General features: G+C 64.6%; 25 protein-coding genes and 8 pseudogenes. All 33 read right to left on the bottom strand.

The genetic code is table 11. From position 1 onward, the window contains the following. Positions 1-73: 73 nt before the first annotated feature. Entirely contained in the window at positions 74-457 is a 384-nt protein-coding gene (gene rplQ / locus FRZ33_RS08325) for a 50S ribosomal protein L17 (RefSeq protein WP_146908996.1), read from the bottom strand. 29 nt (positions 458-486) lie between these two features. Next, on the bottom strand, positions 487-1,482 hold the full coding sequence (locus tag FRZ33_RS08320; RefSeq protein ID WP_139447917.1) for a DNA-directed RNA polymerase subunit alpha: 996 nt from the start codon (positions 1,480-1,482) through the stop codon (positions 487-489). Between the two features lie 23 nt (positions 1,483-1,505). Beyond that, positions 1,506-2,135 carry a 30S ribosomal protein S4 gene (gene rpsD, locus FRZ33_RS08315; RefSeq protein WP_139447919.1) on the bottom strand — a complete coding sequence of 210 codons (630 nt, stop codon included), beginning with the start codon at positions 2,133-2,135 and terminating at the stop codon, positions 1,506-1,508. Positions 2,136-2,156: 21 nt separating this feature from the next. Further along, on the bottom strand, positions 2,157-2,546 hold the full coding sequence (gene rpsK, locus FRZ33_RS08310) for a 30S ribosomal protein S11 (RefSeq protein WP_139447921.1): 390 nt from the start codon (positions 2,544-2,546) through the stop codon (positions 2,157-2,159). A 12-nt stretch (positions 2,547-2,558) separates the two neighbouring features. Beyond that, positions 2,559-2,915 carry a 30S ribosomal protein S13 gene (gene rpsM, locus FRZ33_RS08305; RefSeq protein WP_146908994.1) on the bottom strand — a complete coding sequence of 119 codons (357 nt, stop codon included), beginning with the start codon at positions 2,913-2,915 and terminating at the stop codon, positions 2,559-2,561. A 245-nt stretch (positions 2,916-3,160) separates the two neighbouring features. After that, positions 3,161-4,531 carry a preprotein translocase subunit SecY gene (gene secY / locus FRZ33_RS08300; RefSeq protein ID WP_227977718.1) on the bottom strand — a complete coding sequence of 457 codons (1,371 nt, stop codon included), beginning with the start codon at positions 4,529-4,531 and terminating at the stop codon, positions 3,161-3,163. Between the two features lie 4 nt (positions 4,532-4,535). Next, the gene (gene rplO / locus FRZ33_RS08295) at positions 4,536-4,973 is read right to left on the bottom strand and encodes a 50S ribosomal protein L15 (RefSeq protein WP_174755013.1); all 438 of its coding nucleotides are present in this window, start codon (positions 4,971-4,973) and stop codon (positions 4,536-4,538) included. A 39-nt stretch (positions 4,974-5,012) separates the two neighbouring features. Next, a pseudogene (gene rpmD / locus FRZ33_RS16175) lies at positions 5,013-5,177 on the bottom strand (50S ribosomal protein L30); the annotation flags it as partial. After that, positions 5,177-5,692: a 30S ribosomal protein S5 gene (gene rpsE / locus FRZ33_RS08290; protein ID WP_146908990.1), complete on the bottom strand. Its 516-nt coding sequence runs from the start codon at positions 5,690-5,692 to the stop codon at positions 5,177-5,179. The gene rpsE and the pseudogene rpmD, both read right to left, overlap by 1 nt. Before the next feature lie 91 nt (positions 5,693-5,783). Further along, positions 5,784-6,143, bottom strand: coding sequence for a 50S ribosomal protein L18 (gene rplR / locus FRZ33_RS08285; protein WP_139447930.1), 360 nt, complete (start codon positions 6,141-6,143; stop codon positions 5,784-5,786). A gap of 26 nt (positions 6,144-6,169) precedes the next feature. Next, entirely contained in the window at positions 6,170-6,697 is a 528-nt protein-coding gene (gene rplF / locus FRZ33_RS08280) for a 50S ribosomal protein L6 (RefSeq protein WP_146908988.1), read from the bottom strand. Between the two features lie 13 nt (positions 6,698-6,710). Beyond that, positions 6,711-7,105, bottom strand: a pseudogene (gene rpsH, locus FRZ33_RS08275) (30S ribosomal protein S8). Positions 7,106-7,168: 63 nt separating this feature from the next. Continuing rightward, positions 7,169-7,474 carry a 30S ribosomal protein S14 gene (gene rpsN / locus FRZ33_RS08270; protein ID WP_146908986.1) on the bottom strand — a complete coding sequence of 102 codons (306 nt, stop codon included), beginning with the start codon at positions 7,472-7,474 and terminating at the stop codon, positions 7,169-7,171. Between the two features lie 16 nt (positions 7,475-7,490). Further along, positions 7,491-8,033, bottom strand: a complete 543-nt coding sequence (gene rplE, locus FRZ33_RS08265; RefSeq protein WP_146908984.1) for a 50S ribosomal protein L5 — start codon at positions 8,031-8,033, stop codon at positions 7,491-7,493. A gap of 11 nt (positions 8,034-8,044) precedes the next feature. Then, positions 8,045-8,359: a 50S ribosomal protein L24 gene (gene rplX, locus FRZ33_RS08260; protein ID WP_146908983.1), complete on the bottom strand. Its 315-nt coding sequence runs from the start codon at positions 8,357-8,359 to the stop codon at positions 8,045-8,047. A gap of 14 nt (positions 8,360-8,373) precedes the next feature. Next, on the bottom strand, positions 8,374-8,742 hold the full coding sequence (gene rplN, locus FRZ33_RS08255) for a 50S ribosomal protein L14 (RefSeq protein ID WP_034213292.1): 369 nt from the start codon (positions 8,740-8,742) through the stop codon (positions 8,374-8,376). A gap of 12 nt (positions 8,743-8,754) precedes the next feature. Beyond that, on the bottom strand, positions 8,755-9,018 hold the full coding sequence (gene rpsQ / locus FRZ33_RS08250) for a 30S ribosomal protein S17 (RefSeq protein ID WP_146908981.1): 264 nt from the start codon (positions 9,016-9,018) through the stop codon (positions 8,755-8,757). Positions 9,019-9,027: 9 nt separating this feature from the next. After that, positions 9,028-9,212, bottom strand: a pseudogene (rpmC, locus tag FRZ33_RS08245) (50S ribosomal protein L29). A 1-nt stretch (position 9,213) separates the two neighbouring features. Further along, a complete protein-coding gene (gene rplP, locus FRZ33_RS08240) occupies positions 9,214-9,627 on the bottom strand; it encodes a 50S ribosomal protein L16 (protein WP_146908979.1) in 414 nt (137 codons plus the stop codon). Positions 9,628-9,633: 6 nt separating this feature from the next. Beyond that, a pseudogene (rpsC, locus tag FRZ33_RS08235) lies at positions 9,634-10,336 on the bottom strand (30S ribosomal protein S3). Positions 10,337-10,352: 16 nt separating this feature from the next. Next, complete coding sequence (gene rplV, locus FRZ33_RS08230; protein WP_139447950.1) at positions 10,353-10,688, bottom strand: 50S ribosomal protein L22; 336 nt, start codon at positions 10,686-10,688, stop codon at positions 10,353-10,355. Positions 10,689-10,700: 12 nt separating this feature from the next. Continuing rightward, complete coding sequence (gene rpsS, locus FRZ33_RS08225; RefSeq protein WP_146908977.1) at positions 10,701-10,973, bottom strand: 30S ribosomal protein S19; 273 nt, start codon at positions 10,971-10,973, stop codon at positions 10,701-10,703. A gap of 6 nt (positions 10,974-10,979) precedes the next feature. Further along, a complete protein-coding gene (gene rplB / locus FRZ33_RS08220) occupies positions 10,980-11,807 on the bottom strand; it encodes a 50S ribosomal protein L2 (protein WP_146908975.1) in 828 nt (275 codons plus the stop codon). Between the two features lie 11 nt (positions 11,808-11,818). Further along, positions 11,819-12,115 carry a 50S ribosomal protein L23 gene (gene rplW / locus FRZ33_RS08215; protein WP_146908973.1) on the bottom strand — a complete coding sequence of 99 codons (297 nt, stop codon included), beginning with the start codon at positions 12,113-12,115 and terminating at the stop codon, positions 11,819-11,821. Beyond that, positions 12,112-12,713, bottom strand: a pseudogene (gene rplD / locus FRZ33_RS08210) (50S ribosomal protein L4). Before rplD ends, rplW begins: the two are co-directional and overlap by 4 nt. Before the next feature lie 11 nt (positions 12,714-12,724). Beyond that, positions 12,725-13,370: pseudogene (gene rplC / locus FRZ33_RS08205) on the bottom strand (50S ribosomal protein L3). A 10-nt stretch (positions 13,371-13,380) separates the two neighbouring features. Next, complete coding sequence (gene rpsJ, locus FRZ33_RS08200) at positions 13,381-13,692, bottom strand: 30S ribosomal protein S10 (RefSeq protein ID WP_022968186.1); 312 nt, start codon at positions 13,690-13,692, stop codon at positions 13,381-13,383. Positions 13,693-13,938: 246 nt separating this feature from the next. Continuing rightward, positions 13,939-15,130, bottom strand: a pseudogene (tuf, locus tag FRZ33_RS08195) (elongation factor Tu). A gap of 40 nt (positions 15,131-15,170) precedes the next feature. Next, positions 15,171-17,261 carry an elongation factor G gene (fusA, locus tag FRZ33_RS08190; protein ID WP_146908971.1) on the bottom strand — a complete coding sequence of 697 codons (2,091 nt, stop codon included), beginning with the start codon at positions 17,259-17,261 and terminating at the stop codon, positions 15,171-15,173. A 21-nt stretch (positions 17,262-17,282) separates the two neighbouring features. Then, positions 17,283-17,753, bottom strand: a pseudogene (gene rpsG, locus FRZ33_RS08185) (30S ribosomal protein S7). 57 nt (positions 17,754-17,810) lie between these two features. Continuing rightward, entirely contained in the window at positions 17,811-18,185 is a 375-nt protein-coding gene (rpsL, locus tag FRZ33_RS08180) for a 30S ribosomal protein S12 (protein WP_034213876.1), read from the bottom strand. Between the two features lie 205 nt (positions 18,186-18,390). Next, entirely contained in the window at positions 18,391-22,599 is a 4,209-nt protein-coding gene (gene rpoC / locus FRZ33_RS08175) for a DNA-directed RNA polymerase subunit beta' (protein WP_146908970.1), read from the bottom strand. 26 nt (positions 22,600-22,625) lie between these two features. Next, a complete protein-coding gene (rpoB, locus tag FRZ33_RS08170; protein WP_146908968.1) occupies positions 22,626-26,777 on the bottom strand; it encodes a DNA-directed RNA polymerase subunit beta in 4,152 nt (1,383 codons plus the stop codon). Positions 26,778-26,912: the final 135 nt, after the last annotated feature.

The raw sequence follows: 26,912 nt of genomic DNA, 5'->3' as shown, positions 1-26,912 counted from the left end.
GCACGTTTCACCGACCTAAAAACAAAGACCCCGGCCTGGGCCGGGGTCCTCGGTTGCCATGAAGGCGCCGGGATTATTCGGCGGCTTCGGCGGTGTCGCGCGGACGATCCACCAGCTCGACATAGGCCATCGGGGCGTTGTCGCCCGGACGGAAGCCGCACTTGAGGATGCGCAGGTAGCCGCCGGGACGGGCCTGGTAACGCGGGCCCAGCTCGACGAACAGCTTGCCGACCGCTTCCTTGTCGCGCAGGCGGGACATGGCCAGGCGGCGATTCGCCACGCCATCGACCTTGCCGATGGTGATGAGCGGTTCGGCGACGCGGCGCAGTTCCTTGGCCTTGGGCAAGGTGGTGCGGATCAGTTCGTGCTTGATCAGGGACGCGGCCATGTTGCTGAACATCGCTTCGCGATGAGCGCTGGTACGGCTGAGTTGGCGTCCGGAATTACGATGGCGCATGGTCGTGTTTCCTTAGTGAATTACCGGGCTCAGCCCAGCATGCCCTGCTGCAGGCCGGCCGGCGGCCAGTTCTCCAGCTTCATGCCGAGGGAAAGGCCGCGCTGTGCCAGCACTTCCTTGATCTCGGTGAGCGACTTCTTGCCCAGGTTCGGGGTCTTGAGCAGCTCGACCTCGGTGCGCTGGATCAGGTCGCCGATGTAGTAGATGTTCTCGGCCTTGAGGCAGTTGGCCGAACGAACGGTCAGCTCGAGGTCGTCGATCGGGCGCAGCAGCACCGGGTCGATGCCGGTGGCCGAAGCCTTGGCCGGGCCGCGCTCGCGCTGGGTGAAGTCACCGAACACGGACAGCTGGTCGGTCAGGATGTCGGCGGCCGTGCGGATCGCGTCTTCGGCATCGATCGTGCCGTTGGTCTCGATCTCCAGGACCAGCTTGTCCAGGTCGGTGCGCTGCTCGACGCGGGCCGCTTCCACGGCATACGCGACGCGGCGGACCGGCGAGAAGGTCGCGTCCAGCACCAGTCGGCCGATCGCACGGGACTCTTCGTCCGGGCGGCGGCGATCGGCGGCCGGCTGGTAGCCGAAACCGCGCTCGATCTTCAGGCGCATGTTCAGCGCCGTGTCCTTGGTGAGGTGGGCGATCACGTGCTCGCCGTTCAGGATCTCGACGTTGTGGTCGGTCTTGATGTCGGCGGCGGTGACGATGCCCGGGCCCTTCTTCTGCAGCGTCAGCGTGGTGTGGTCCACGTTGTGCATGCGGATGGCGACGTCCTTGAGGTTCAGCAGGACTTCGAGCACGTCTTCCTGCAGGCCCTCGACGGTGGTGTACTCATGGAGCACGCCGTCAATCTCGACTTCCGTGATGGCGAAGCCGGGGATCGACGACAACAGGACGCGACGCAGGGCATTGCCCAGCGTGTGGCCGTAGCCGCGCTCCAGCGGTTCGATGACCACTTTCGCGCGGTTGGAGCCGAGGCGTTCGATGTGCGGGCCGCGCGGACGCAGCACCTGGGTTGCGGTAACCGTCATGGTCAAGGTGTCTCCTGAGAGGATTACTTCGAGTACAACTCGACGATCAGCGCTTCATTGATATCCGAGGGCAGGTCGGCGCGGTCCGGGACGGCCTTGAAAACGCCGGCGAACTTCTTCGCGTCGACTTCGCACCAGCTCGGGACCAGGTCCATCTGCTGGGAGAGGTTGAGGGCTTCCTGCACGTTCAGGTGCTTCTGAGCGCGCTCGGTGAGCTGGATGCTGTCGCCGGCCTTGACCTGGTAGGACGGCAGGTTAACGGCCTTGCCGTTCACCAGGACGCCCTTGTGGGACACGAGCTGACGGGCCTGGGGACGGGTGACCGCGAAACCCATGCGGTACACGACGTTGTCCAGGCGCTGTTCGAGCATCTGCAGCAGGGTTTCGCCGGTGTTGCCCTTCTTGCGCGAAGCCTTCGCGTAATAGGAGCGGAACTGGCGCTCAAGCAGACCGTAGATGCGCTTGACCTTCTGCTTCTCGCGCAGCTGGGTGGCGTAGTCGGACAGCTTGCCCTTCTTGGCGACGGCGCCGTGCTGGCCGGGCTTCTGCTCCAGCTTGCACTTCGAGTCGATGGCGCGAGCCGGCGACTTCAGGCTGAGGTCGGCGCCTTCGCGGCGGGCGAGCTTACAGGTGGGACCAATATAACGAGCCATTTATGTAGTCTCCAGTTCCCGTTAGACGCGGCGCTTCTTCGGCGGCCGGCACCCGTTGTGCGGGATCGGGGTGACGTCGATGATGTTGGTGATCTTGTAGCCGCACGCGTTCAGCGAACGCACGGCCGATTCGCGGCCCGGGCCGGGGCCCTTGATCCGCACTTCCAGCGTCTTCACACCGTAGTCGAGGGCGGCCTTGCCGGCCTTCTCGGCGGCCACCTGGGCGGCGAACGGGGTCGACTTGCGGGAACCGCGGAAACCCGCGCCGCCCGAAGTGGCCCACGACAGCGCATTGCCCTGGCGATCGGTGATGGTGACGATGGTGTTGTTGAAAGAAGCCTGGACGTGGGCGATGCCGTCGGTGACGACACGCTTGATCTTCTTCTTGGTCTTGACTGCCGGCTTGTTCATGGGGTCCGGTCCTTACTTCTTGATGGCTTTGCGCGGACCCTTGCGGGTACGGGCGTTGGTCCGGGTGCGCTGACCGCGCATCGGCAGGCCACGACGGTGGCGCAGGCCGCGGTAGCAGCCCAGGTCCATCAGTCGCTTGATCGACATGCCGACTTCACGTCGCAGGTCGCCTTCGACGATGTACTTGGCCACCTCGGCGCGGATGCGCTCGATTTCAGGCTCGGACAGGTCACGGATCTTGGTGGCAGGAGCCACGCCGGCCGCGTCGCAAACAAGCTTCGACCGGGTACGGCCAATGCCAAAGATACTCTGTAGGCCCACCCAGACATGCTTCTGGACAGGCAGGTTGACACCCGCAATGCGCGCCATCAGGCGTTCTCCAAAACTAAAATTGAGCGCAGTGAATCGGAAATTATACAAGGGCTCGGGGTTAAATTGAAGCCCCCGGGTCCAGGACCCGGGAAACCCGGCATGGGGAGTGTGCCCATGCTCCGGCGACAAGCTGGTGCCTGCCCTCCCCCTCCAGGGTTCGGGCGCCCCGCGCTACTCCAGCGCAGGGACGGGTACCGGCTTATCCGCGCGCCAAGCCGCCGCGCGGACCGCCCATCGTTGGCTCAACCGCGGGTGAGACCGCGGCTGCCGCCTTTCAGATTTGCCTTCTTCATCAGGCTCTCGTACTGATGGGACATCAGGTGAGCCTGAATCTGGGCGGTGAAATCCATCACCACCACGACCACGATCAGCAGCGACGTGCCGCCGAAATAGAACGGGACCGACCAGAACGCCCGGATCAGCTCGGGCAGCAGGCACACGAGGACCAGGTAGAGCGCGCCGATCAGGGTCAGCCGGGTCAGCACGCCGTCGATGTAGTCCGCCGTCGCCTTGCCCGGGCGGATGCCCGGGACCAGGGCGCCCGACTTCTTCAGGTTGTCCGCGGTTTTATGGAATTGAACACCAGGGGCGGTGTAGAAGAAGGCGAAGCCGATGATCATGGCGCCATAGAGCAGCATGTGCAGCGGCTCGCTGGGCGCCAGGGCCAGGCTGAGGTTCTGCAGGGCGCCCATCAGCTGGTCGCGCCAGCCGTCGCCCGTCGGGGCGCTGGCCTGGCCGAACCACTGCGACATGGTGGCCGGGAACATGATCAGGCTGGACGCGAAGATCGGCGGGATCACGCCGGCCATGTTCAGCTTCAACGGCAGGTGCGAATTCTGGTTCATGTACGCCTGGCGGCCGCCTTGGCGCCGGGCATAGTTCACGGTGATGCGGCGCTGGCCGCGCTCCATGAACACCACGAAGTACGTCACGCCGACCACCAGGGCCAGGATGACCAGGATGGCGAAGGCGCTGATTTCGCCGTTGCTGACCTGCTGGAACGTGCCGATGGCCGCGCTGGGCAGGCTGGCGACGATACCCGCGAAGATGATCAGCGAGATGCCGTTGCCGATGCCGCGCTCGGTGATCTGCTCGCCCAGCCACATCAGGAAGATGGTGCCGGCGGTCAGCGCGACGATGGCGGTCAGGATGAAGCCCGGGCCCGGCGCGTACACCACGCCGGCCTGACCCTGCAGCATGGAGGCGATGGAACCGGCCTGGATGACCGCGAGGAACACCGCACCGACACGCGAATACTGGGTCAGCTTGCGCCGGCCGCTCTCGCCTTCCTTCTTCATCGCCTTCCAGGGCTCGTAGATCTGGCCCATGAGCTGCACGATGATGGAAGCGGAGATGTAGGGAACCACGTTCAGCGCGAACAGGCTGAAGCGGTTCAGGGCGCCACCGGAGAACATGTTGAACATGTCCACGATGGTGCCCTGCTGTTGCTCCATCAGCCGCAGCATGGCTTCCGGATCGATACCGGGCACCGGGATGTAGCTGCCGACGCGGTAGACGATCAGGGCCAGGAGCACGAAGACCAGGCGCTGGCGGAGCTCGGTGAACTTGCCGAGCCCGCCCAGGGCACTCGCTGCGGATGTGGACTGCGTCAAGACGTTACTCCGTCACGCTGCCGCCGGCGGCTTCGATCGCGGCCTTGGCACCCGCGGTCGCCAGCACACCCTTGAGCACGAACTTCTTGCTGAGCTCGCCCTTCTTGACGACCTTCGCCTGCTTGGCGTTGGACGGCACGAGCTTGGCGGCGCGCAGGGTGGCGAAGTCGATTTCGCCGGCGTCGAGCTTGTCGAGCTGGTACAGCAGCACTTCGGCCGTGTCGTTCTTCAGCTTGGAGCGGAAGCCGACCTTCGGCAGGCGACGCTGCATCGGCATCTGGCCGCCTTCGAAGCCGGGCTTGATCTTGCCCTTGCCGGCGCGGGCGAAGGAACCCTTGTGGCCGCGGCCGGCGGTCTTGCCGAGGCCGGAACCGATACCACGACCAACGCGGACGCGCTCCTTGCGGGCGCCGTCGGCGGGCTTGAGAGAATTGAGCTTCATATGGGTTCTCCTTGGTCCGCTCAGGATTCGACGCGAACCAAGGTAATGCACTTGGTTGATCAGGCCGCGAACGGACGGGGAGTCCTTGAGTTCGCGCACGTCATTGACCTTGTTCAGGCCCAGGGCGCGCACCGACAGGCGGTGGCGCTCCTGGCAGCCGCGCAGGCCCTTGACCAGGCGGACCTTGACAGTCTTCTCGGCCATCACAGGATCTCCTCGATCTTCTTGCCGCGCTTGGCCGCAATGCGGGCCGGCGAGCTGGTTTCGGTCAGGCCCTTGACGGTGGCGCGCACCAGGTTGATCGGGTTGCGCGAGCCGACGGCCTTGGCCAGCACGTTCTTCACGCCGACCGCTTCCAGGACGGCGCGCATGGCGCCACCGGCGATCACGCCGGTACCTTCGGAGGCGGGCTGCATGAACACGCGGGCGGCGCCGTGGCCGGACTTGACCGGGTGCCACAGGGTGCCCTCGTTCAGGTCGACCTGGACCATCGCCTTGCGGGCGTATTCCATCGACTTCTGGATCGCGACCGGCACTTCACGCGCCTTGCCGTAACCGAAGCCGACCTTGCCTGCACCGTCGCCGACCACGGTCAGCGCGGTGAAGGTGAACTGACGACCGCCCTTGACGGTCTTGGAGACGCGGTTGACGGCGACCAGCTTCTCGATGAAGCCGTCGTCGCTTTCCCCGCGATTGCGATCGCGCTCGTTGCTGCTCATTTGGATTTCCTGGGTTTGCTTACGGCCTATGGCCGCTTATGGTTGTGGTTGGTACGGGAAACACAAGCCCCTTGGCTGATGAAAGCCGGGCTTAGAACTGCAGGCCACCCTCGCGGGCGGCGTCTGCCAGGGCCTTGATGCGGCCGTGGTAGCGGTAGCCGGAACGATCGAAGGCGACCTTGTCGATGCCCGCGGCGAGCGCCTTGGCGGCGATCGTGCGGCCGACCTTGGCGGCGGCCTCCATGTTCTTGCTGCCCTTGAGGCCGTCCTTCACTTCGGCCTGCACGGTGGAGGCCGAAGCCAGCACCTTGGAGCCGTCGGCGGTGAACAGCTGGGCGTAGATGTGCTGGCCCGAGCGCAGCACCGACAGGCGGGCGACGCCGAGCTTGCGGATGTGCGAACGCGTGGTCTTGGCGCGGCGCAGACGGGCGATGTTCTTGTCCATGATTATTTACCTCGAGGAAGCGGAAGCGCCCATTAGGCCTTCTTGGCTTCCTTCATGATGATCTTCTCGCCGGAGTAACGGATGCCCTTGCCCTTGTAGGGCTCCGGCTTGCGGTACGCGCGGATCTTGGCTGCAACCTCACCCACCTGCTGCTTGTCCGCACCGCTGACCAGGATCTCGGTCTGGGTCGGGGTAGCGAGCGTGATGCCCTCGGGAGCGACGTAAACCGTCGGGTGCGAGAAACCCAGGCTCAGGGCCAGGTCCTTGCCCTGCATGGCGGCGCGGTAACCGACGCCGACCAGCTCGAGCTTGCGGGTGAAGCCCTCGGCGACGCCCTGGACCATGTTGGCCAGGATCGCGCGGGCGGTACCGGCCATCGGCAGGTTGGCGGCATCGGCAGCGGAAAGCTGCAGCACGCCGTCTTCGATCTTGAACTCGACGCCGGCCGGCTTGGCCAGGCTCAGGGTGCCCTTCGGGCCCTTGACGGTGACCTGGTCGGCGGTGGCTTTGAACTCGACGCCCTTGGGCATCGTAATCGGCTTCTTGGCAACGCGGGACATGGGTGCGTTCTCCTTAAGCCACGAGGCAGATGACTTCGCCGCCCACGCCCGCAGCGCGGGCCTGGCGATCGGTCATCAGACCCAGGAGGTGGAGATGATGGCGACGCCGAGGCCGGCCAGCACCTTCGGCAGGTCGTCCTTGCCCTTGTACTGGCGCAGGCCCGACCGGGAGACGCGCTCGAGGCGCTCGATCACCGGCTTGCCCTCGTAGTACTTCAGGGAGATTTCCAGCTTGGCCTTGGCGCCCTCGCCGGCCACGCGGAAGTCGCCGATGTAACCCTCGGACTTCAGCACGGTGGCGATGGACAGCTTCATCTTGGAGGCAGGCATGGAAACCTGCTGCTTGCCGACGGCGAGCGCATTCTTGATGCGCACCAGCATGTCGGCGATAGGATCAGTCATGCTCATTGGTTCATACCCTTTTAGGTGTCAGGAGCACCGATATCCGCTGGCCCCCGAGGGGGCCGGCGATTACCAGCTGGCCTTGCGCAGGCCGGGCACGTCGCCACGCATGGTGGCTTCGCGCAGCTTGTTGCGGCCGAGGCCGAACTTGCTGTACACGCCGCGCGAGCGGCCGGTGAGTTCGCAGCGGTTGCGCACGCGGCTCGGGCTCGAGTCGCGCGGCAGCTTCTGCAGCTTGGTGGCGGCGTCCATCTTGTCCTCGTAGGACGCGGTGGGGCTGCTGATGATCTTCTTCAGTTCCGCGCGCTTGGTGGCGTGCTTCGCGACAAGCTTCTTGCGCTTGACGTCGCGGTTCACCATCGAAGTCTTGGCCATTCTGGTAGTCCTCGGATCAGTTGCGGAACGGGAAGTTGAAGGCCTCGAGCAGCGCCTTGGCTTCCTCGTTGGTCTTCGCCGTCGTGGTGATGGCGATGTCCATGCCACGCATGGCGTCGACGGCGTCGAAATCGATCTCGGGGAAGATGATCTGTTCCTTGACGCCCATGTTGAAGTTGCCACGGCCGTCGAACGAACGACCCGACACGCCGCGGAAGTCACGCACGCGGGGCAGCGAGATGTTGATCAGGCGGTCCAGGAACTCGTACATCTTGGCGCGGCGCAGGGTCACCTTGCAGCCGATCGGCCAGCCGTCGCGGATCTTGAAGCTGGCGACGGAAACGCGGGCGTTGGTGGTGATCGGCTTCTGGCCGGCGATCTTGGTCATGTCGGCGACGGCATTTTCCAGGATCTTCTTGTTGCCCACGGCCTCGCCCACGCCCATGTTCAGCGTGATCTTGGAGATGCGCGGCACCTGCATGATGTTCTCGTAGCCGAAGCGTTCCATCAGCTTCGGAACCACGGTTTCCTTGTAGATCGTTTCGAGACGGGTGGTCATTGCATCATTCCTTAGGCGTCAATCGCCTCACCGCTCGAGCGGAACACACGCACTTTGCGTCCATTCTCGAGCACCTTGAAACCGACGCGCTCACCCTTGCCGTTGGCCTGGTTGAACAGCATCACGTTGGAAATATGGATCGGCGCCTCGCGCTCGACGATGCCGCCGGCGATGTTCGCCTGCGGATTCGGCTTGGTGTGGCGCTTGATGATGTTGATGTTCTGGACGATGACCTTGTCGCCGGCCACGCGAACAACCTCACCCTTCTTGCCCTTGTCGGCGCCGGCGATCACGATCACCTGGTCACCCTTGCGGATACGGTTCATGTCTGTTCCTGCCCTCAGATCACTTCGGGAGCGAGCGAGACGATCTTCATGAACTTCTCGGAACGAAGCTCACGGGTCACGGGCCCGAAGATGCGGGTGCCGATCGGCTCCTGCTTGTTGTTCAGCAGCACGGCCGCGTTGCCGTCGAAACGGATCAGCGAACCATCGGCCCGGCGCACGCCGGAACGGGTGCGGACGACGACGGCGTCGTAGACCTCGCCCTTCTTGACCTTGCCGCGGGGAATGGCGTCCTTGACGGTCACCTTGATGATGTCGCCAATGTGGGCGTAACGGCGCTTGGAGCCGCCGAGCACCTTGATGCACATCATTTCCTTGGCGCCGGAGTTGTCGGCGGCCTCGAGGTAGCTCTGTACCTGGATCATTTCGTGGCCTCCTTACTTCGCCGCACGCGTGATGACTTCCACCACGCGCCAGTTCTTGGTCTTCGACAGCGGACGGCACTCGGTCACGCGGACGACGTCGCCCTCGTGGCACGCGTTCTCTTCGTCGTGGGCGTGCAGCTTGGTCGAGCGCCGGATGTACTTGCCGTACAGCGGGTGCTTGACCTGACGCTCGACGAGGATCGTGACGGTCTTGTTCATCTTGTTGCTGACAACGCGGCCTTCGACCGTGCGCAGCTGGTTGGCATTATCGCTCATGGCTCGCCCTTACTTCTTGACAGTCAGCAGGGTCATCGTCTGCGCAATTTCGCGACGGACCAGCTTGATGCGGTGGGGGCGTTGAGCTGACCAGTGGCCTTCTGCATGCGCAGAGCGAACTGCTCCTTGTGCAGGTCCAGCAGGTGGGTCTTCAGCTCGGTCGCCGACTTGTTACGCAGTTCCTTGAGTTCCATATCAGCGCACCGTCCGGGTCACGAAAGTGGTCTGCACCGAGAGCTTCGCGGCCGCCAGGCGGAACGCCTCGCGAGCGGTCGCTTCGTCAACGCCCTCGATCTCGTAGATCACACGACCGGGGGCGATCTGCGCCACCCAGTACTCGACGTTGCCCTTACCGGCGCCCATTCGGACTTCGATCGGCTTCTTGGTGATCGGCTTGTCGGGGAACACGCGGATCCACATCTTGCCGCCGCGCTTGACGTAGCGGCTGATGGAACGACGCGCGGCCTCGATCTGGCGAGCGGTCAGCTGGCCGTGCGAGGTGGCCTTCAGGCCGTACTCGCCGAAGCTGACGGCGGCGCCGTTCCAGCTCAGGCCGTCGTTACGGCTCTTGAAGACCTTGCGGTACTTGGTTCGCTTGGGTTGCAGCATGGCGGCTTACCTCATTTCCTTCGCAGGACGGGACGGGCGCTCGGAGCGCTCTTCCACTTTCTCCTGGCCAACCTGGCTGAAGTCGAAAACCTCGCCCTTGTAGACCCACACCTTCACGCCGATGATGCCGTAGGTGGTGAGGGCTTCGGCGAAGCCGTAGTCGATGTCGGCGCGCAGGGTGTGCAGGGGCACGCGGCCCTCGCGGTACCACTCCGAACGCGCGATCTCGGCGCCGTTCAGGCGGCCGGCGACGTTGACCTTGATGCCCAGGGGCGCCGAGGCGCATCGAGTTGCCGACGGCGCGCTTCATCGCGCGGCGGAACATGATGCGGCGCTCCAGCTGCTGGGCGATCGACTCGGCGACCAGCTGGGCGTCGAGCTCGGGCTTGCGGACCTCGGAAACATTGATGTGCGCCGGAACGCCCATGATGTCCGAGACTTCCTTGCGGAGCTTCTCGATGTCCTCGCCGCGCTTGCCGATCACCACGCCCGGGCGGGCGGAGTGGATCGTGACGCGGGCGGACTTCGACGGACGCTCGATCAGGATCTTGGAGATGCCAGCCTGCGCGAGCTTCTTGCGCAGCATCTCGCGGACCTTGAGGTCGGACACGAGGTACTGGGCGTAGTCGCGCTTGTTGGCGAACCACTTGGAATTCCAGTCCTTGGCGATGCCCAGGCGGATTCCGGTCGGATGAACTTTGTGACCCATAGTCTTCGTCCCTGCCTTACTTGCCCGAGCCCACAACCACAGTGATGTGGCTGGTGCGCTTGAGGATGCGGGTGCCGCGGCCCTTGGCGCGGGCCATGAAACGCTTCAGGACGGGGCCCTCGTCGACCATGATGCTGGCGACCTTGAGCTCGTCGATGTCAGCGCCGAGGTTGTTTTCGGCGTTCGAGATGGCGGACCACAGGACCTTGCGGATCATGTGGGCGGCCTTCTTGTCCGAGAACTGCAGCAGATCGGCGGCGCGGGCCACCGGCATGCCACGGACCTGGTCGGCGACCAGGCGGGCCTTCTGCGGCGAAATCCGGGCCGTGCGGAGAATGGCTTTGGCTTCCATCGTCATGTCTCCTTACTTGCCCGACTTCTTGTCGCCGCCATGACCCTTGAAGGTCCTGGTGAGGGCGAACTCGCCGAGCTTGTGGCCAACCATGTTCTCGTTCACCAGAACGGGGACGTGCACCTTGCCATTGTGGATGGCGATGGTGAGCCCGACCATTTCCGGCGAGACCATGGAACGACGCGACCAGGTCTTGATCGGCTTCTTGCTGTTGCCCTGAGCGGCCTCCACCTTCTTGACGAGGTGGTGGTCGATGAAGGGACCTTTCTTAAGAGAACGTGCCATGGCCTATCAACCCCTACGATCGCGCACGATGAACTTCTGGGTGCGCTTGTTCTTGCGCGTCTTGTAACCCTTCGCCGGAGTGCCCCACGGGGACACCGGGTGCGGGTTACCCTGGCCAGCCTTCGCCTCACCACCGCCGTGCGGATGGTCAACCGGGTTCATGGCGGCGCCGCGGACGGTCGGCTTGACGCCGCGCCAACGCTTCGCACCCGCCTTGCCCAGCTTCTCGAGGTTGTGCTCGACATTGCCCACTTCGCCGATGGTGGCGCGGCAGTCGGCCGGCACCTTGCGCATCTCGCCGGAGCGGAGACGCAGGGTGGCGTAGCCGCCGTCACGCGAGATCAGCTGGGCGCCGGCGCCAGCGGCACGGGCCAGCTGGGCGCCCTTGCCGGGCTTCATCTCGACGCAATGCACGGTCGAACCGACCGGCATGTTGCGCAGCGGCAGGCTGTTGCCGGTCTTGATCGGCGCGTCCTTGCCAGCGATCACCTGGTCGCCCTGCGACAGGCCCTTGGGAGCGATGATGTAGCGGCGCTCACCGTCGGCGTAGCACAGCAGCGCGATGTGCGCGGTGCGGTTCGGATCGTACTCGATGCGCTCGACGCGGGCCGGGATGCCTTCCTTGTCGCGCTTGAAGTCGATGATGCGGTAATGCTGCTTGTGGCCACCGCCGATGTGGCGGGTGGTGATGCGGCCGTAATTGTTGCGGCCGCCGCTCTTGCTCTGCTTTTCGACCAGCGATTCCAGCGGGCCGCCCTTGTGCAGGCCGGCGGTGGAGACGCGCACCATGGCGCGGCGGCCAGGCGAGGTCGGCTTGAAAGTCATTAGTGCCATGGGTACTTGCCTCAGGCCTTGGCCATCACGTCGATCGTCTGGCCTTCGGCCAGCCGAACGTATGCTTTGCGCCAGTCGCCGCGACGGCCGGCACGGTTACGGAAGGTCTTCTGCTTGCCCTTCACGTTCACCACGTTGACCGCTTCGACCTTGACGCTGAACAGCGATTCCACCGCCGACTTGACGTCGGCCTTGGTCGCGGTCTGCGCCACTTCGAAGACGTACTGGTTGCTCTGCTCCTGGATCCGCGCAGTCTTTTCAGAAATGCGCGGCGCGCGAAGAACGCCGAGGATCTTGATGTTGCTCATGCCAGCCACTCCTCGACCTTCTTGACCGCTTCCGCGGTCATGATCACGTACTCGGCACCGACCAGGGCGACCGGGTCCAGGCCCTGACGTCGCGGACCTGCACGTACGGCAGGTTGCGGGCGGCCAGGAACAGGGCGTCGGTGCCGTTCTCGGTGACGATCAACGGACGGGCGATGCCCATCTCGTTCAACTTGGCGACCAGGGCCTTGGTCTTCGGCTCGGCGACGTCAAACGCGTCGACGACCTTCAGGCGATCCTGGCGGTTCAGCTCGGAGATGATCGCGCAGACAGCGGCGCGGTACATCTTGCGGTTGACCTTCTGGGCGAAATTGCGCGGCTTGGCGGCAAACGTCACGCCACCACCGATGAAGATCGGGGCGCGGTAGTCACCGTGACGGGCACCGCCGCCCTTCTGCTTCTTGAACTTCTTGGTCGTGCCGGAAACTTCCGAGCGCGTCAGCTGGGCCTTGGTGCCTGCACGGCCGGCGTTGCGGAAAGCAACGACCACCTGGTGCACCAGATCCTCGCTAAATTCGCGACCGAAGACAGCGTCGGAGACCGACAGCTTCTGGGCGCTTCCAATAACGGCGAGTTCCATTATCTAACTCCTCAACCTTTGCTCGTGGGGCGCACGATGACGTCGCCGCCAGGCGCACCCGGAACGGAACCCTTGATCGCGATCAGGCCACGCTCGGCGTCGACCTTGACCACTTCGAGGTTCTGCATGGTCTGCTGGACGGAACCCATGTGGCCGGACATCTTCTTGCCCGGGAACACGCGGCCCGGCGTCTGGCGCTGGCCGATGGAGCCCGGCGAGCGGTGCGACAGCGAGTTACCGTGGGTGGCGTCGCCCATCTTGAACTTCCAGCGCTTGATGGTGCCCCAAGCCCTTGCCCTTGGTGATGCCGGCAACGTCGACCAGCTGGCCAACGGTGAAGACGTCCGCCTTGATCTCGGTGCCGACTTCGTAGTTGCCCGCGTCCTTGTCTTCGATGCGGAACTCCCACAGGCCACGGCCGGCCTCGACCTTCGCCTTGGCGAAGTGGCCCGACAGCGGCTTGTTGACCAGCGCGGCGCGCTTGGCGCCGGCGGTGACCTGCACGGCGGTGTAGCCGTCGGTCTCGACAGTCTTGATCTGGGTGATGCGGTTCGGGCTGGCTTCGATCACGGTGACGGGAATGGAGCGGCCGTCTTCGGTGAAGATGCGGCTCATGCCCGCCTTGCGGCCCACGATTCCAATGTTTTTGGTCGTCATGGCAGTGGCCTCAGGTCAGCTTGATCTGAACGTCGACGCCGGCCGCGAGCTCGAGCTTCATGAGCGCGTCAACGGTCTTGTCGTTCGGGTCAACGATATCCAGCACGCGCTTGTGGGTGCGGGTCTCGTACTGGTCGCGCGCGTCCTTGTCGACGTGCGGCGACACCAGGACGGTGTAGCGTTCAATCTTGGTCGGCAGCGGGATCGGGCCGCGCACCTGCGCGCCGGTCCGCTTGGCCGTCTCCACGATTTCGGAAGCCGAACGATCAATCAGGCGATGATCGTAGGCCTTGAGCCGAATCCGGATCTTCTGGTCCGCCATGGCGATTTCCTTGTTGCGGTAAAGAGCGTCGGAATCAGGGGCTTTGCGCCCTGGTTCCCGTGGAAAGCAAACTCGGCGGACCATGTCTGGTCCACCGAGCAAGAAAGTATAGCTTGTGTTAAACCGCCCTGTAAAGGGTTGTTTTACACAGCTTCGACCGTCCTGGCCGCGAACACGAGGGGCATCCTGCCCCTCATTTCGTTATGTAGGCCGCCCTGAGGGGCGACCGAGCCGCGAAGTATAGACTTACTTGATGACCTTGGCAACCACGCCGGCGCCGACGGTGCGGCCACCCTCGCGGATCGCGAAGCGCAGGCCCTCGTCCATCGCGATCGGCGCGATCAGGCTGACCACCATCTTCACGTTGTCGCCCGGCATCACCATCTCCACGCCTTCCGGCAGCTGGCAGGCGCCCGTCACGTCGGTCGTGCGGAAGTAGAACTGCGGGCGGTAGCCCTTGAAGAACGGGGTATGACGGCCACCCTCGTCCTTCGACAGCACGTACACCTCGGCTTCGAACTCGGTGTGCGGGGTGATCGAACCCGGCTTGGCCAGCACCTGGCCACGCTCCACGTCGTCACGCTTGGTGCCGCGCAGCAGCAGACCGGCGTTGTCGCCCGCCTGGCCCTGGTCCAGCAGCTTGCGGAACATCTCCACGCCCGTGACGGTCGTCTTCTGGGTCGGACGGATACCGACGATCTCGATTTCGTCACCCACCTTGATGATGCCGCGCTCGATGCGGCCGGTCACCACGGTGCCGCGGCCCGAGATCGAGAACACGTCCTCGACCGGCATCAGGAACGCCTTGTCCACGTCGCGCTGCGGCTCCGGGATCCAGGTGTCCAGCGCGTCCACCAGCTTCAGGATCGACGGCACGCCGATGTCGCTCTGGTCGCCTTCCAGCGCCGAACGCGCCGAACCCGTGATGATCGGGGTGTCGTCGCCCGGGAAATCGTACTTGCTCAGCAGCTCGCGGACTTCCATCTCCACCAGCTCCAGCAGCTCGGCGTCGTCCACCAGGTCCGCCTTGTTCAGGTAGACCACGATGTACGGCACACCCACCTGGCGGGCCAGCAGGATGTGCTCGCGCGTCTGCGGCATCGGGCCGTCCGCGGCCGAGCACCGCCAGGATCGCGCCGTCCATCTGCGCCGCACCCGTGATCATGTTCTTCACGTAGTCGGCGTGGCCCGGGCAATCCACGTGCGCGTAATGGCGGGTCGGCGATTCGTACTCGACGTGCGCCGTCGAGATCGTGATGCCGCGCGCCTTCTCTTCCGGCGCCGCGTCGATCTGGTCGTACGCCTTGAACTCGCCGCCGAAACGCTCGGCGCCAATCTTGGTCAGCGCGGCGGTCAGCGTCGTCTTGCCATGGTCAACGTGACCGATGGTGCCGACGTTCACGTGCGGCTTGGTGCGCTCAAACTTTCCCTTGGACATGACTGTCTGCCTCTAATCTGTAATCTGGATACTGGATGGATCAGGACTTCTTGATGACCTGCTCGGCGATGTTGTTCGGCGCTTCGGCGTAATGGTCGAATTCCATCGTGAAGGTGGCGCGGCCCTGCGACATGGAGCGCATCGAGGTGGCGTAGCCGAACATTTCGCCCAGCGGAACCATCGCGTTGATCACCTTGCCGGACGGCGTGTCGTCGGAACCCTGGAGGATGCCGCGACGACGGCTCAGGTCGCCCATCACGTCGCCCATGTAGTCTTCCGGCGTCACGACCTCGACCTTCATGATCGGCTCGAGCAGCACGGGATTGGCCTTGGAGAAGCCCTCCTTGAACGCCATCGAACCAGCGACCTTGAAGGCCATTTCGTTCGAGTCGACGTCATGGAAGGAACCGTCCACGGCCTTGATCTTGACGTCCACGACCGGGAAGCCCGCCAGCACGCCGTTCTTGAGCTGCTCTTCGATGCCCTTGCCCGCCGCGACGACGTATTCCTTCGGAACCACGCCGCCGACGATGGCATTCTCGAACGAGAAGCCGGCGCCACGCTCCTGCGGCTCCATCTCGATGACGATGTGGCCGTACTGGCCACGACCACCGGACTGGCGCACGAACTTGCCTTCCTGCTTGACGGCCTTGCGGATGGTCTCGCGGTAGGCCACCTGCGGCTTGCCGACGTTGGCTTCGACGTTGAACTCGCGCTTCATGCGGTCAACGAGGATTTCCAGGTGCAGCTCGCCCATGCCGGCGATGATGGTCTGGCCCGACTCTTCGTCCGTACGGACGCGGAAGGACGGATCCTCCTGCGCCAGGCGGCCGAGGGCGATGCCCATCTTCTCCTGGTCGGACTTGGTCTTCGGCTCCACCGCCATCGAGATGACGGGCTCCGGGAAGATCATGCGCTCCAGGGTGATGATGTTGTCGAGCGAGCACAGGGTGTCACCAGTGGTGACATCCTTCAGGCCCACAGCCGCGGCGATGTCGCCCGCCAGCACTTCCTTGATCTCGTCGCGCTGGTTGGCGTGCATCTGCAGGATGCGGCCGATGCGCTCCTTCTTGCTCTTGACCGGGTTGTAGACCTGGTCGCCCGCATTCAGGGTGCCCGAGTAGACGCGGAAGAACGTCAGCGAACCGACGAACGGGTCGGTCATGATCTTGAACGCCAGGGCCGAGAACGGCTCCTTGTCGCCGACCTTGCGGACGGCTTCCTTCTCGTCCTCGTCCACGCCCGTGACGGGCGGACGGTCGGTCGGAGCCGGCAGGTAGTGCACGACGGCGTCGAGCATGGCCTGCACGCCCTTGTTCTTGAACGCGGTGCCGCAGAACATCGGGATGATGTCGCAGGTCAGCGTGCGGGTGCGGATGCCTTCCATGATCTCGGCCTCGGAGAGGGAACCCTCTTCGAGATACTTGTTCATCAGCTCTTCCGACGACTCGGCGGCCGCCTCGACCATGAACTCGTGCGCCTTCTTGGCCTCGTCCACCAGGTTCGCCGGGATGTCGGCGTAGGTGAAGGTCGTGCCTTGGTCGGCCATGTTCCAGACGATGGCCTTCATCTTGAGCAGGTCGACGACGCCTTCGAAGTTTTCTTCGGCGCCGATCGGCAGCTGCATCGGGACCGGGTACGCGCCCAGGCGCGACTTCAGCTGCTCAACCACCTTGTGGAAGTTGGCGCCGGTGCGGTCCATCTTGTTGACGAAGGCGAGGCGCGGCACCGAGTACTTGCTGGCCTGGCGCCAGACGGTCTCGGACTGCGGCTGCACGCCACCGACGGCGCAGAGCACGAACACCGCACCATCGAGCACGCGCAGGGAGCGCTCCACCTCGATGGTGAAGTCGACGTGTCCCGGGGTGTCGATGATGTTGAAGCGGTGCTGCTGCATCGACTTGTCCATGCCCGACCAGAAGCAGGTCGTGGCCGCGGACGTGATCGTGATGCCACGCTCCTGCTCCTGCTCCATCCAGTCCATGGTCGCGGCGCCGTCGTGGACTTCGCCGATCTTATGGTTGATACCGGTGTAGAACAGGATGCGTTCGGTCGTGGTGGTCTTGCCGGCATCAATGTGGGCCATGATGCCGAAGTTGCGGTAACGCTCGATGGGGGTAGTACGTGCCACGGCTGAAATCCTTTTCGTCTGTTACCAGCGGTAGTGCGAGAAGGCCTTGTTGGCTTCCGCCATACGGTGGGTTTCTTCGCGCTTCTTGACGGCGCCGCCACGGTTCTCGGCGGCTTCCAGCAGCTCGGCGGCCAGCTTGCGCGGCATGGTGTTCTCGCCACGCTTGCGCGCGGAGTCGATCACCCAGCGCATCGCCAGCGCCATGCGGCGCGAGGAGCGGACTTCGACCGGCACCCTGGTAGGTCGCACCACCGACGCGGCGGGACTTGACCTCGACGGCCGGCGCGACGTTGCCCAGCGCCTTCTCGACCAGGCCGAGAGCGTCGCTGTTCTTTTCGCCGATGACGTCCATGGCGCCGTAGACGATCTTCTCGGCAATCGACTTCTTGCCGGACTTCATGACCATGTTGATGAAGCGGGCAACAACTTCGCTTCCGCGTGCTTCGGATCCGGGAGGATCGAACGGGTACCGGGAGAACCTTTACGGGACATGATGCTTGCCTAAATTTTGTTGATCGGGTGTCAAGCGCAGCGGATGGAACCGCGCACTCAGGACTTCGGACGCTTGGCGCCGTACTTGGAGCGGCTCTGGCGGCGCTTGGCGACACCGGCGGCGTCGAGCGAGCCACGCACGGTGTGGTAGCGCACGCCCGGAAGGTCCTTGACGCGACCGCCGCGGATCAGCACGACCGAGTGCTCCTGCAGGTTGTGGCCTTCGCCACCGATGTAGGAGATCACTTCGAAGCCGTTGGTCAGGCGCACCTTGGCGACCTTGCGAAGGGCCGAGTTCGGCTTCTTCGGAGTGGTGGTGTACACGCGGGTGCACACGCCACGACGCTGCGGGCAGTTGGCCAGCGCCGGGGAGGCGCTCTTGTAGGTGTTGGGCTGGCGCGGCTTGCGCACCAGCTGGTTGATCGTCGCCATGCGGTCGGAATCCTGTGAAAAAGACAAGGCAGGCCGGAAACCGGCCCACCGAGAAGCGGGAGTTTACTTCGCGTTAAACGCCTCTGTCAACGCGTGACAGGGGCGTCATATGGGTTTCCATCGTCCTTGAACCGGACACGAGGGAACTTCCTGTTCCCTCTTTCCGGATGTGGGCAGGCCATCGGCGGGCCTGCCAGCGCAATTGTCAGCCTTCGGAGCCGGCTTCTTCGGTCGTCTCAGTGGCCGTCGAGACGGCCCGCAAGGTCTCCAGATCGGAATCGGAAAGTTCGGGAGTGGCGGCCTTGCGGCGCTTGCTGTGGTACGCAAGGCCGGTGCCCGCCGGAATAAGGCGGCCGACGATAACGTTTTCCTTCAGGCCCCGCAAGCTGTCGCGGGTGCCGCGCACGGCCGCCTCGGTCAGCACGCGGGTGGTTTCCTGGAAGGAAGCCGCCGAGATGAACGACTCGGTCGCCAGCGAGGCCTTGGTGATGCCCAGCAGCACCGGCTCGTAACGGGCCGGAAGCTCGTTCTTGGTCAGCGCCTTGGCATTGTCCTCGACCACGCGGATGCGCTCCGCCTGCTCGCCCGCCATGAAGCGGCTGTCGCCGGCGTCGGTGATCTCGACCTTGCGCAGCATCTGGCGAATGATCGTCTCGATGTGCTTGTCGTTGATCTTCACGCCCTGCAGCCGGTACACGTCCTGGATTTCCTTCACCAGGTACGCGGCCAGCGGCTCGACGCCGAGCAGGCGCAGGATGTCCTGCGGGTTCGGCTCGCCGTCCACCACGGTCTCGCCCTTGGCGATGTGTTCGCCTTCGTAAACGATGACCTGGCGGTACTTCGGGATCAGCTCTTCGTGCTCGTTGCCCTCGGCGTCCTTGATGATCAGGCGCTGCTTGCCCTTGGTGTCCTTGCCGAAGCTGATGATGCCGGACACTTCCGCCAGCACGGCCGGATCCTTGGGCTTGCGGGCCTCGAACAGGTCGGCGACGCGCGGCAGACCGCCGGTGATGTCGCGGGTCTTGGACGCTTCCTGCGGCACCTTGGTCACCACGTCGCCCACGCCGACGGCGGCGCCGTCCTGCAGGTTGACGATCGAGCGCGGCGGCAGCAGGTACTGCGCCGGCAGGTCGGTGCCCGGGATGCTCAGGTCCTTGCCCTTGCCGTCCACGATGCGGACGATCGGGCGCAGGTCCTTGCCCAGCGAACCACGACGCTTGGGATCGGTGATCTCGCGCGAGGCCAGGCCGGTGAGCTCGTCGGTCTTCTCGATGACGGTGATGCCATCGACGAAGTCGATGAAGCGCACGAAGCCCGCCACTTCCGACACGATCGGGTGGTTATGCGGATCCCAGTTGGCGACGACCTTGCCGGCCTTCACTTCCTGGCCGTCCTTGACGTTGATCATGGCGCCGTACGGCAGCTTGTAGCGCTCGCGCTCGCGGCCGTGGTTGTCCAGGACCGAGAGTTCGCCCGAGCGCGACACCGCGACCAGGTGGCCGTTGGCGTGCTGCACGTACTTGAGGTTGTTGAACTTCACCGCACCGGTGGTCTTGACCGTGATGTTGTCCACGGCGGCCGCACGCGAAGCCGCGCCGCCGATGTGGAAGGTACGCATGGTCAGCTGGGTGCCCGGCTCGCCGATGGACTGGGCGGCCACGACACCCACGGCTTCACCGTGGTTGACGATGTGGCCACGGGCCAGGTCGCGGCCATAGCAGTGGGCGCAGATGCCGAAGGTGCTGTCGCAGGTGATCGCCGAGCGCACCTTGATCGACTGCACGCCCGCGGCCTCGAGCTTGTCCACCCAGGCCTCGTCCAGCAGCGTGTTGCGGGTGACGATCGGATCCTCGTCGTTGCCCGGCAGGTACACGTCCTCGGCCACGATGCGGCCCAGCACGCGGTCGCGCAGCGGCTCGACGACGTCACCGCCCTCGACGATCGGGGTCATGGTGAGGCCGTTCATGGTGCCGCAGTCGGACTCGGTGACCACCACGTCCTGGGCGACGTCGACCAGGCGGCGGGTGAGGTAACCGGAGTTCGCGGTCTTCAGCGCGGTATCCGCCAGGCCCTTGCGGGCGCCGTGGGTCGAGATGAAGTACTGCAGCACGTTCAGGCCTTCACGGAAGTTCGCCGTGATCGGGGTCTCGATGATCGAGCCGTCGGGCTTGGCCATCAGGCCGCGCATGCCCGCCAGCTGGCGGATCTGCGCCTGCGAACCACGCGCGCCGGAGTCGGCCATGATGTACACGGAATTCATCGACTTCTGGTCGATGGTCTCGCCCTTGGCGTTGACCACCTTCTCGGTGCCGATGGACTCCATCATCGCCTTGGCCACGCGCTCGTTCGTGCGCGACCAGATGTCGACGACCTTGTTGTAGCGCTCGCCGGCGGTGACCAGGCCGCTCTGGTACTGCTCCTGGATCTCCAGCACCTCGGACTCGGCCTCGGCCAGGATGCCCTTCTTCTCGTCCGGGATGATCATGTCGTCGATGCCGATCGACACGCCGGCGCGGGTTGCGTACGAGAAGCCGGTGTACATCAGCTGGTCGGCGAAGATTACCGTGTGCTTCAGGCCCAGCATGCGGTAGCAGGTGTTGATCAGGCGGCTGATGTTCTTCTTGGTCAGCTCGGTGTTGGCCAGCGCGAACGGCAGGCCCTCCGGCAGGATCTCGGCCAGCAGCGCACGGCCGATCGTGGTATCCACGATCGAAGTCTTGGCGACCTTGTTGCCCTGCTCGTCCAGCTCGACCTGCTTCAGGCGCACCTTCACCTTGGCGTGCAGCTCGACGACGCGGTTGTCGTAGGCGCGCTTCACCTCGGCGACGTTGGCGAACACCATGCCCTCGCCCTTCTTGTTCTCGAGCGCGCGGGTCATGTAGTACAGGCCCAGGACGACGTCCTGGGTCGGCACGATGATCGGCTCGCCGTTGGCGGGCGACAGGATGTTGTTCGACGACATCATCAGCGCGCGCGCTTCCAGCTGGGCCTCGAGGCTCAGCGGGACGTGCACGGCCATCTGGTCACCGTCGAAGTCGGCGTTGAACGCGGTGCAGACCAGCGGGTGCAGCTGGATGGCCTTGCCCTCGATCAGCACCGGTTCGAACGCCTGGATGCCCAGGCGGTGCAGGGTCGGCGCACGGTTCAGCAGCACCGGGTGTTCGCGGATGACTTCTTCCAGGATGTCCCAGACTTCCGCCGACTCGCGCTCCACCAGCTTCTTGGCGGCCTTGATCGTCGTGGCCAGGCCACGGCGCTGCAGCTTGGCGAAGATGAAGGGCTTGAACAGCTCCAGCGCCATCTTCTTCGGCAGGCCGCACTCGTGCAGGCGCAGCGTCGGGCCGACCACGATGACCGAACGGCCGGAGTAGTCGACGCGCTTGCCCAGCAGGTTCTGGCGGAAGCGGCCCTGCTTGCCCTTGATCATGTCGGCCAGCGACTTGAGCGGGCGCTTGTTGGTGCCGGTGATGGCGCGGCCGCGGCGGCCGTTGTCCATCAGGGCGTCAACCGACTCCTGCAGCATGCGCTTTTCATTGCGCACGATGATGTCGGGCGCATTGAGCTCGAGCAGGCGCTTGAGGCGGTTGTTGCGGTTGATGACGCGGCGGTACAGGTCGTTCAGGTCGGAGGTCGCGAAACGACCGCCGTCCAGCGGCACCAGCGGACGCAGGTCCGGCGGCAGCACGGGCAGCACGGTCAGCACCATCCACTCGGGGCGGTTGCCCGACTCGAGGAAGGCCTCGACCAGCTTGATGCGCTTGGTGAGGCGCTTGAGCTTGGTCTCGGAGTTGGTGGACGCGATCTCTTCCTTCAGGCGCATCAGCTCGGACGCGAGGTCCAGCGAACGCAGCAGCTGGTACACCGCCTCGGCGCCCATCAGGGCGTCGAAGTCGTCGCCGTGTTCCTGGCGCGCGGTGAGGAACTGCTCTTCGGTCAGCAGCTGGCCCTTGTCGAGCGTGGTGAGGCCCGGCTCGATGACCACGTAGGCCTCGAAGTACAGGATGCGCTCGATGTCACGCAGGGTCATGTCCAGCATCAGGCCAATGCGCGAAGGCAGTGACTTGAGGAACCAGATATGGGCGGTCGGGGACGCCAGCTCGATGTGGCCCATGCGCTCGCGGCGAACCTTGGCCAGCGTGACTTCGGTACCGCACTTCTCGCAGACCACGCCACGGTGCTTCATGCGCTTGTACTTGCCGCACAGGCACTCGTAGTCCTTGATCGGTCCGAAGATGGCGGCGCAGAACAGGCCGTCGCGCTCGGGCTTGAAGGTACGGTAGTTGATGGTCTCCGGCTTCTTCACTTCGCCGAACGACCACGAACGGATCAGGTCCGGCGAAGCCAGGCCGATCTTGATGCCGTCGAAATCCAGCGACTGACGCTGCTGGTTGAACAGATTAAGTAGGTCTTTCATTTGATTCTCCTGTTCTCAGCGCCAGATCACTGCTCTTCCAGCTCGATGTTGATGGCGAGGGAACGAATCTCCTTCACCAACACATTGAACGATTCCGGCATGCCGGCCGTCATTTCGTGCTCGCCGTCGACGATGTTCTTGTACATCTGGTTGCGGCCCTGCACGTCGTCGGACTTCACCGTCAGCATTTCCTGCAGGGTGTAGGCCGCGCCGTAGGCTTCCAGCGCCCAGACTTCCATCTCGCCGAAGCGCTGGCCGCCGAACTGCGCCTTGCCGCCCAGCGGCTGCTGGGTGACGAGCGAGTACGGGCCAGTGGAACGGGCGTGCATCTTGTCGTCCACGAGGTGGTTGAGCTTCAGCATGTGCATGTAGCCAACGGTGACCGGGCGGTCGAACGCCTCGCCGGTACGGCCGTCGTGCAGGATCGTCTGGCCGGTTTCCGGCAGGTCGGCCAGGGCCAGCATCGCCTTGATCTCGGCCTCGGTCGCGCCGTCGAACACCGGGGTGGCCATCGGCACGCCGTCGGTGAGGTTGTGGGCCAGGCGCAGCAGCTCCTTGTCGGAGATCTGGCTCAGGTCCACGCGCTCGCCGTTGAGCTTCTTGTCGTGGTTGTAGATCTGGTCGAGGAACTTGCGCAGCTCCGCCACCTTCTCCTGGGCCTCGAGCATGCGCTGGATCTTCTGGCCCAGGCCCTTGGCGGCCCAGCCCAGGTGCACTTCGAGGATCTGGCCAATGTTCATTCGGCTCGGCACGCCCAGCGGGTTGAGCACGATGTCCGCGGTCTCGCCATTGGCCATGTACGGCATGTCCTGCACGGGCACGATCGTCGAGACCACGCCCTTGTTGCCGTGACGGCCGGCCATCTTGTCGCCCGGCTGGATGCGGCGCTTCACGGCCAGGTAGACCTTGACCATCTTCAGCACGCCCGGGGCCAGGTCGTCGCCGGCGGTGATCTTGCCGCGCTTGTCCTGGAACCGCTTCTCGAACTCCTTCTCGTGCGCCTCGACCTGCTTCTGGGCGCGCTCGATCAGTTCAGCCGCGTCCTCATCCTTCATGCGGATGGTGAACCAGTCGTCCTTCTTCAGGCTGTCCAGGTACTCGCCGGTGATCTCGGTGCCCTTCTTCAGGCCACCCGGACCGCCGTTGGCGACCTTGCCGATCAGCAGGCCACGCAGGCGCGCGAAGATGGCGCCCTCGAGGATGCGGAACTGGTCGTCGAAGTCCTTCTTGACGCGCTTGATTTCGGTTTCCTCGATCTGGCGCGCACGCTTGTCCTTCTCGATGCCGTCGCGGGTGAAGACCTGCACGTCGATGACGGTGCCGTCCATGCCCGGGGGCACGCGCAGCGAGCTGTCCTTAACGTCGGAAGCCTTCTCGCCGAAGATGGCGCGCAGCAGCTTCTCTTCCGGGGTCAGCTGGCTTTCGCCCTTCGGCGTGACCTTGCCGACCATGATGTCGCCGGCGCGGACTTCCGCACCGATGTACACCACGCCCGACTCGTCCAGGCGGCCCAGGGCCTGCTCGGACACGTTCGGGATGTCGGCGGTGATCTCCTCCGGCCCCAGCTTGGTGTCGCGGGCGACGCAGGTCAGCTCTTCGATATGGATCGTGGTGTAACGATCCTCTTCGACCACGCGCTCGGAGAGCAGGATCGAGTCTTCGAAGTTGTAGCCGTTCCACGGCATGAACGCGACCAGCATGTTCTGGCCCAGGGCCAGCTCGCCGATGTCGGTGGACGGGCCGTCGGCCAGCACGTCGCCGCGCGCCACGCGATCACCAACGTTCACCAGCGGACGCTGGTTGATGCAGGTGTTCTGGTTGGAGCGCGTGTACTTGACCAGGGTGTAGATATCGACGCCGGCGTCGTTGTCGTGGATTTCCTTCTCATTCACGCGAACCACGATGCGGCCCGCGTCGACCTGGTCGATCACGCCGCCGCGCTTGGCGTTGACGGTCACGCCGGAGTCGCGCGCCACGGCGCGCTCGATGCCGGTGCCCACCAGCGGCTTCTGCGACCGCAGGGTCGGCACGGCCTGGCGCTGCATGTTCGCGCCCATCAGGGCGCGGTTGGCGTCGTCGTGCTCGATGAAGGGAACCAGGGCCGCGGCGACGGACACCGACTGCATGGGCGAAACGTCCATGTAGTGGATTTCCGACGGCGGCTTGAGCAGGGTCTCGGCCTGGAAGCGGCAGGGCACGAAGGAGGCCTGGAAGCTGCCGTCCTTGTTGAGCTCGGCGTTCGCCTGGGCGATCGCGTACTCGTGCTCTTCGATCGCCGACAGGAACTCGACGGTGTCGGTGACCTTGCCGTCCACCACCTTGCGGTACGGGGTCTCGAGGAAGCCGTACTTGTTGGAGCGGGCGTACACGGCCAGCGAGTTGATCAGGCCGATGTTCGGGCCTTCCGGGGTCTCGATGGTGCAGACGCGGCCGTAATGGGTCGGGTGCACGTCGCGCACTTCGAAGCCGGCGCGCTCGCGGGTCAGGCCGCCCGGGCCAAGGGCCGACACGCGGCGCTTGTGGGTGACTTCCGACAGCGGGTTGTTCTGGTCCATGAACTGCGACAGCTGCGACGAACCGAAGAACTCCTTGATCGCGGCGGCCACCGGCTTGGCGTTGATCAGGTCCTGCGGGGTCAGGCCGTCGGACTCGGCCAGCGACAGGCGCTCCTTCACGGCGCGCTCGACGCGGACCAGGCCCACGCGGAACACGTTCTCGGCCATTTCACCGACCGAACGCACGCGGCGGTTGCCCAGGTGGTCGATGTCGTCCACCACGCCACGGCCGTTGCGGATCTCGGTCAGGGTCTTGATGACTTCCAGGATGTCGGAGGTCGCGCCCAGTTCCTTGACCAGGTTCTTCGCGGTCTCGTCGTTGCGCTCGCCGAAGTACTTGGAGTCGTACAGCACCGAGGCGCCGGTGACTTCCTTGCGGCCGACGCGGCGGTTGAACTTCATCCGGCCCACGCCCGACAGGTCGTAGCGTTCGAAGGTGAAGAACAGGTTGTAGAACAGGTTCTGCGCGGCATCCTTGGTGGGCGGCTCGCCCGGACGCATCATGCGGTAGATCTCGACCAGCGCTTCCAGCTGCGTCTTGGTCGGGTCGATGCGCAGGGTGTTGGAGATGTACGGGCCGCGGTCGAGGTCGTTCACCCACAGGGTGCCGATCACGTTCACGCCGGCCTTGCGCAGCTTGGCGATGTTGGCTTCGTTCAGCTCTTCGTTGGCCAGGGCCAGCACTTCGCCGGTCTTGGTATCGACCACGTCATGGGCCAGGATGCGGCCAAAGAGATACTCGTCCGGCACCGCCAGCGTATCGACCTTCGCCTGCTCGAGCTGCTTCACATGCCGCGCGGTGATGCGCTTGCCGGCCTCGACGATGACCTTGCCGCCGACCACCAGGTCGAAGTTCAGGGTCTCGCCGCGCAGGCGCTCGGCCACGAGCTCGAGTTCCACGCCGTCCTGCTTGGCGATGTGGAAGGTGTTGACCTCGAAGAACAGCTTCAGCATTTCCTCGTTGTTGTAACCGAGGGCGCGCAGCAGGATCGACACCGGCAGCTTGCGGCGGCGGTCGATGCGGGTGAACACGCAGTCCTTCGGGTCGAACTCGAAGTCCAGCCAGGAACCGCGGTAGGGAATGATGCGGGCGCTGTACAGCAGCTTGCCCGAGCTGTGGGTCTTGCCACGGTCGTGGTCGAAGAACACGCCCGGCGAACGGTGCAGCTGCGAGACGATGACGCGCTCGGTGCCGTTGACGATGAAGGTGCCGTTGTCGGTCATCAGGGGCAGCTCGCCCATGTAGACCTCCTGCTCCTTCACGTACTTGATGGCCTTGGTGGACGACTCGCGGTCGTAGATCACCAGGCGCACGGTCACGCGCAGCGGGGCGCCGTAGGTCAGGCCGCGGTTGCGGCACTCGCGCTCGTCGAACGGCGGCTCGCCGAGCTTGTAGCTCACGTACTCAAGGGCGGCATTGCCCGAGTAGCTGGTGATCGGGAACACCGACTTCAGGGCGGCGTGCAGGCCGCGGTCCTCGCGCTTGGCGCCGGTCGCGCCCTCCTGGAGGAACTCGCGGTACGAGTCCATCTGGATGGCCAGCAGGTACGGCACGTCAAGGACGGCGCGGCGCTTGCCGAAGTCCTTGCGGATACGCTTCTTTTCGGTGAAGGAGTACGTCATGGTGAGCTACCGCCTCGGGTATCTGGGGTCCGCGCGTCCGCGGCCCGGGGAGAAACATCAAACTGCCAGTGGGAAGTCGCTGGTATTGCCGGCACCAGCACGCCTTCTCCCGCTACTTCCGACTGGCAACTCGGG

Origin of the sequence: Arenimonas daejeonensis, from assembly GCF_007993735.1 — a bacterium.
Lineage (GTDB): Bacteria > Pseudomonadota > Gammaproteobacteria > Xanthomonadales > Xanthomonadaceae > Arenimonas > Arenimonas daejeonensis.
The sequence above is the reverse complement of the archived record's forward strand: the minus strand, read 5'-3'. Positions and strand labels throughout refer to the sequence as shown.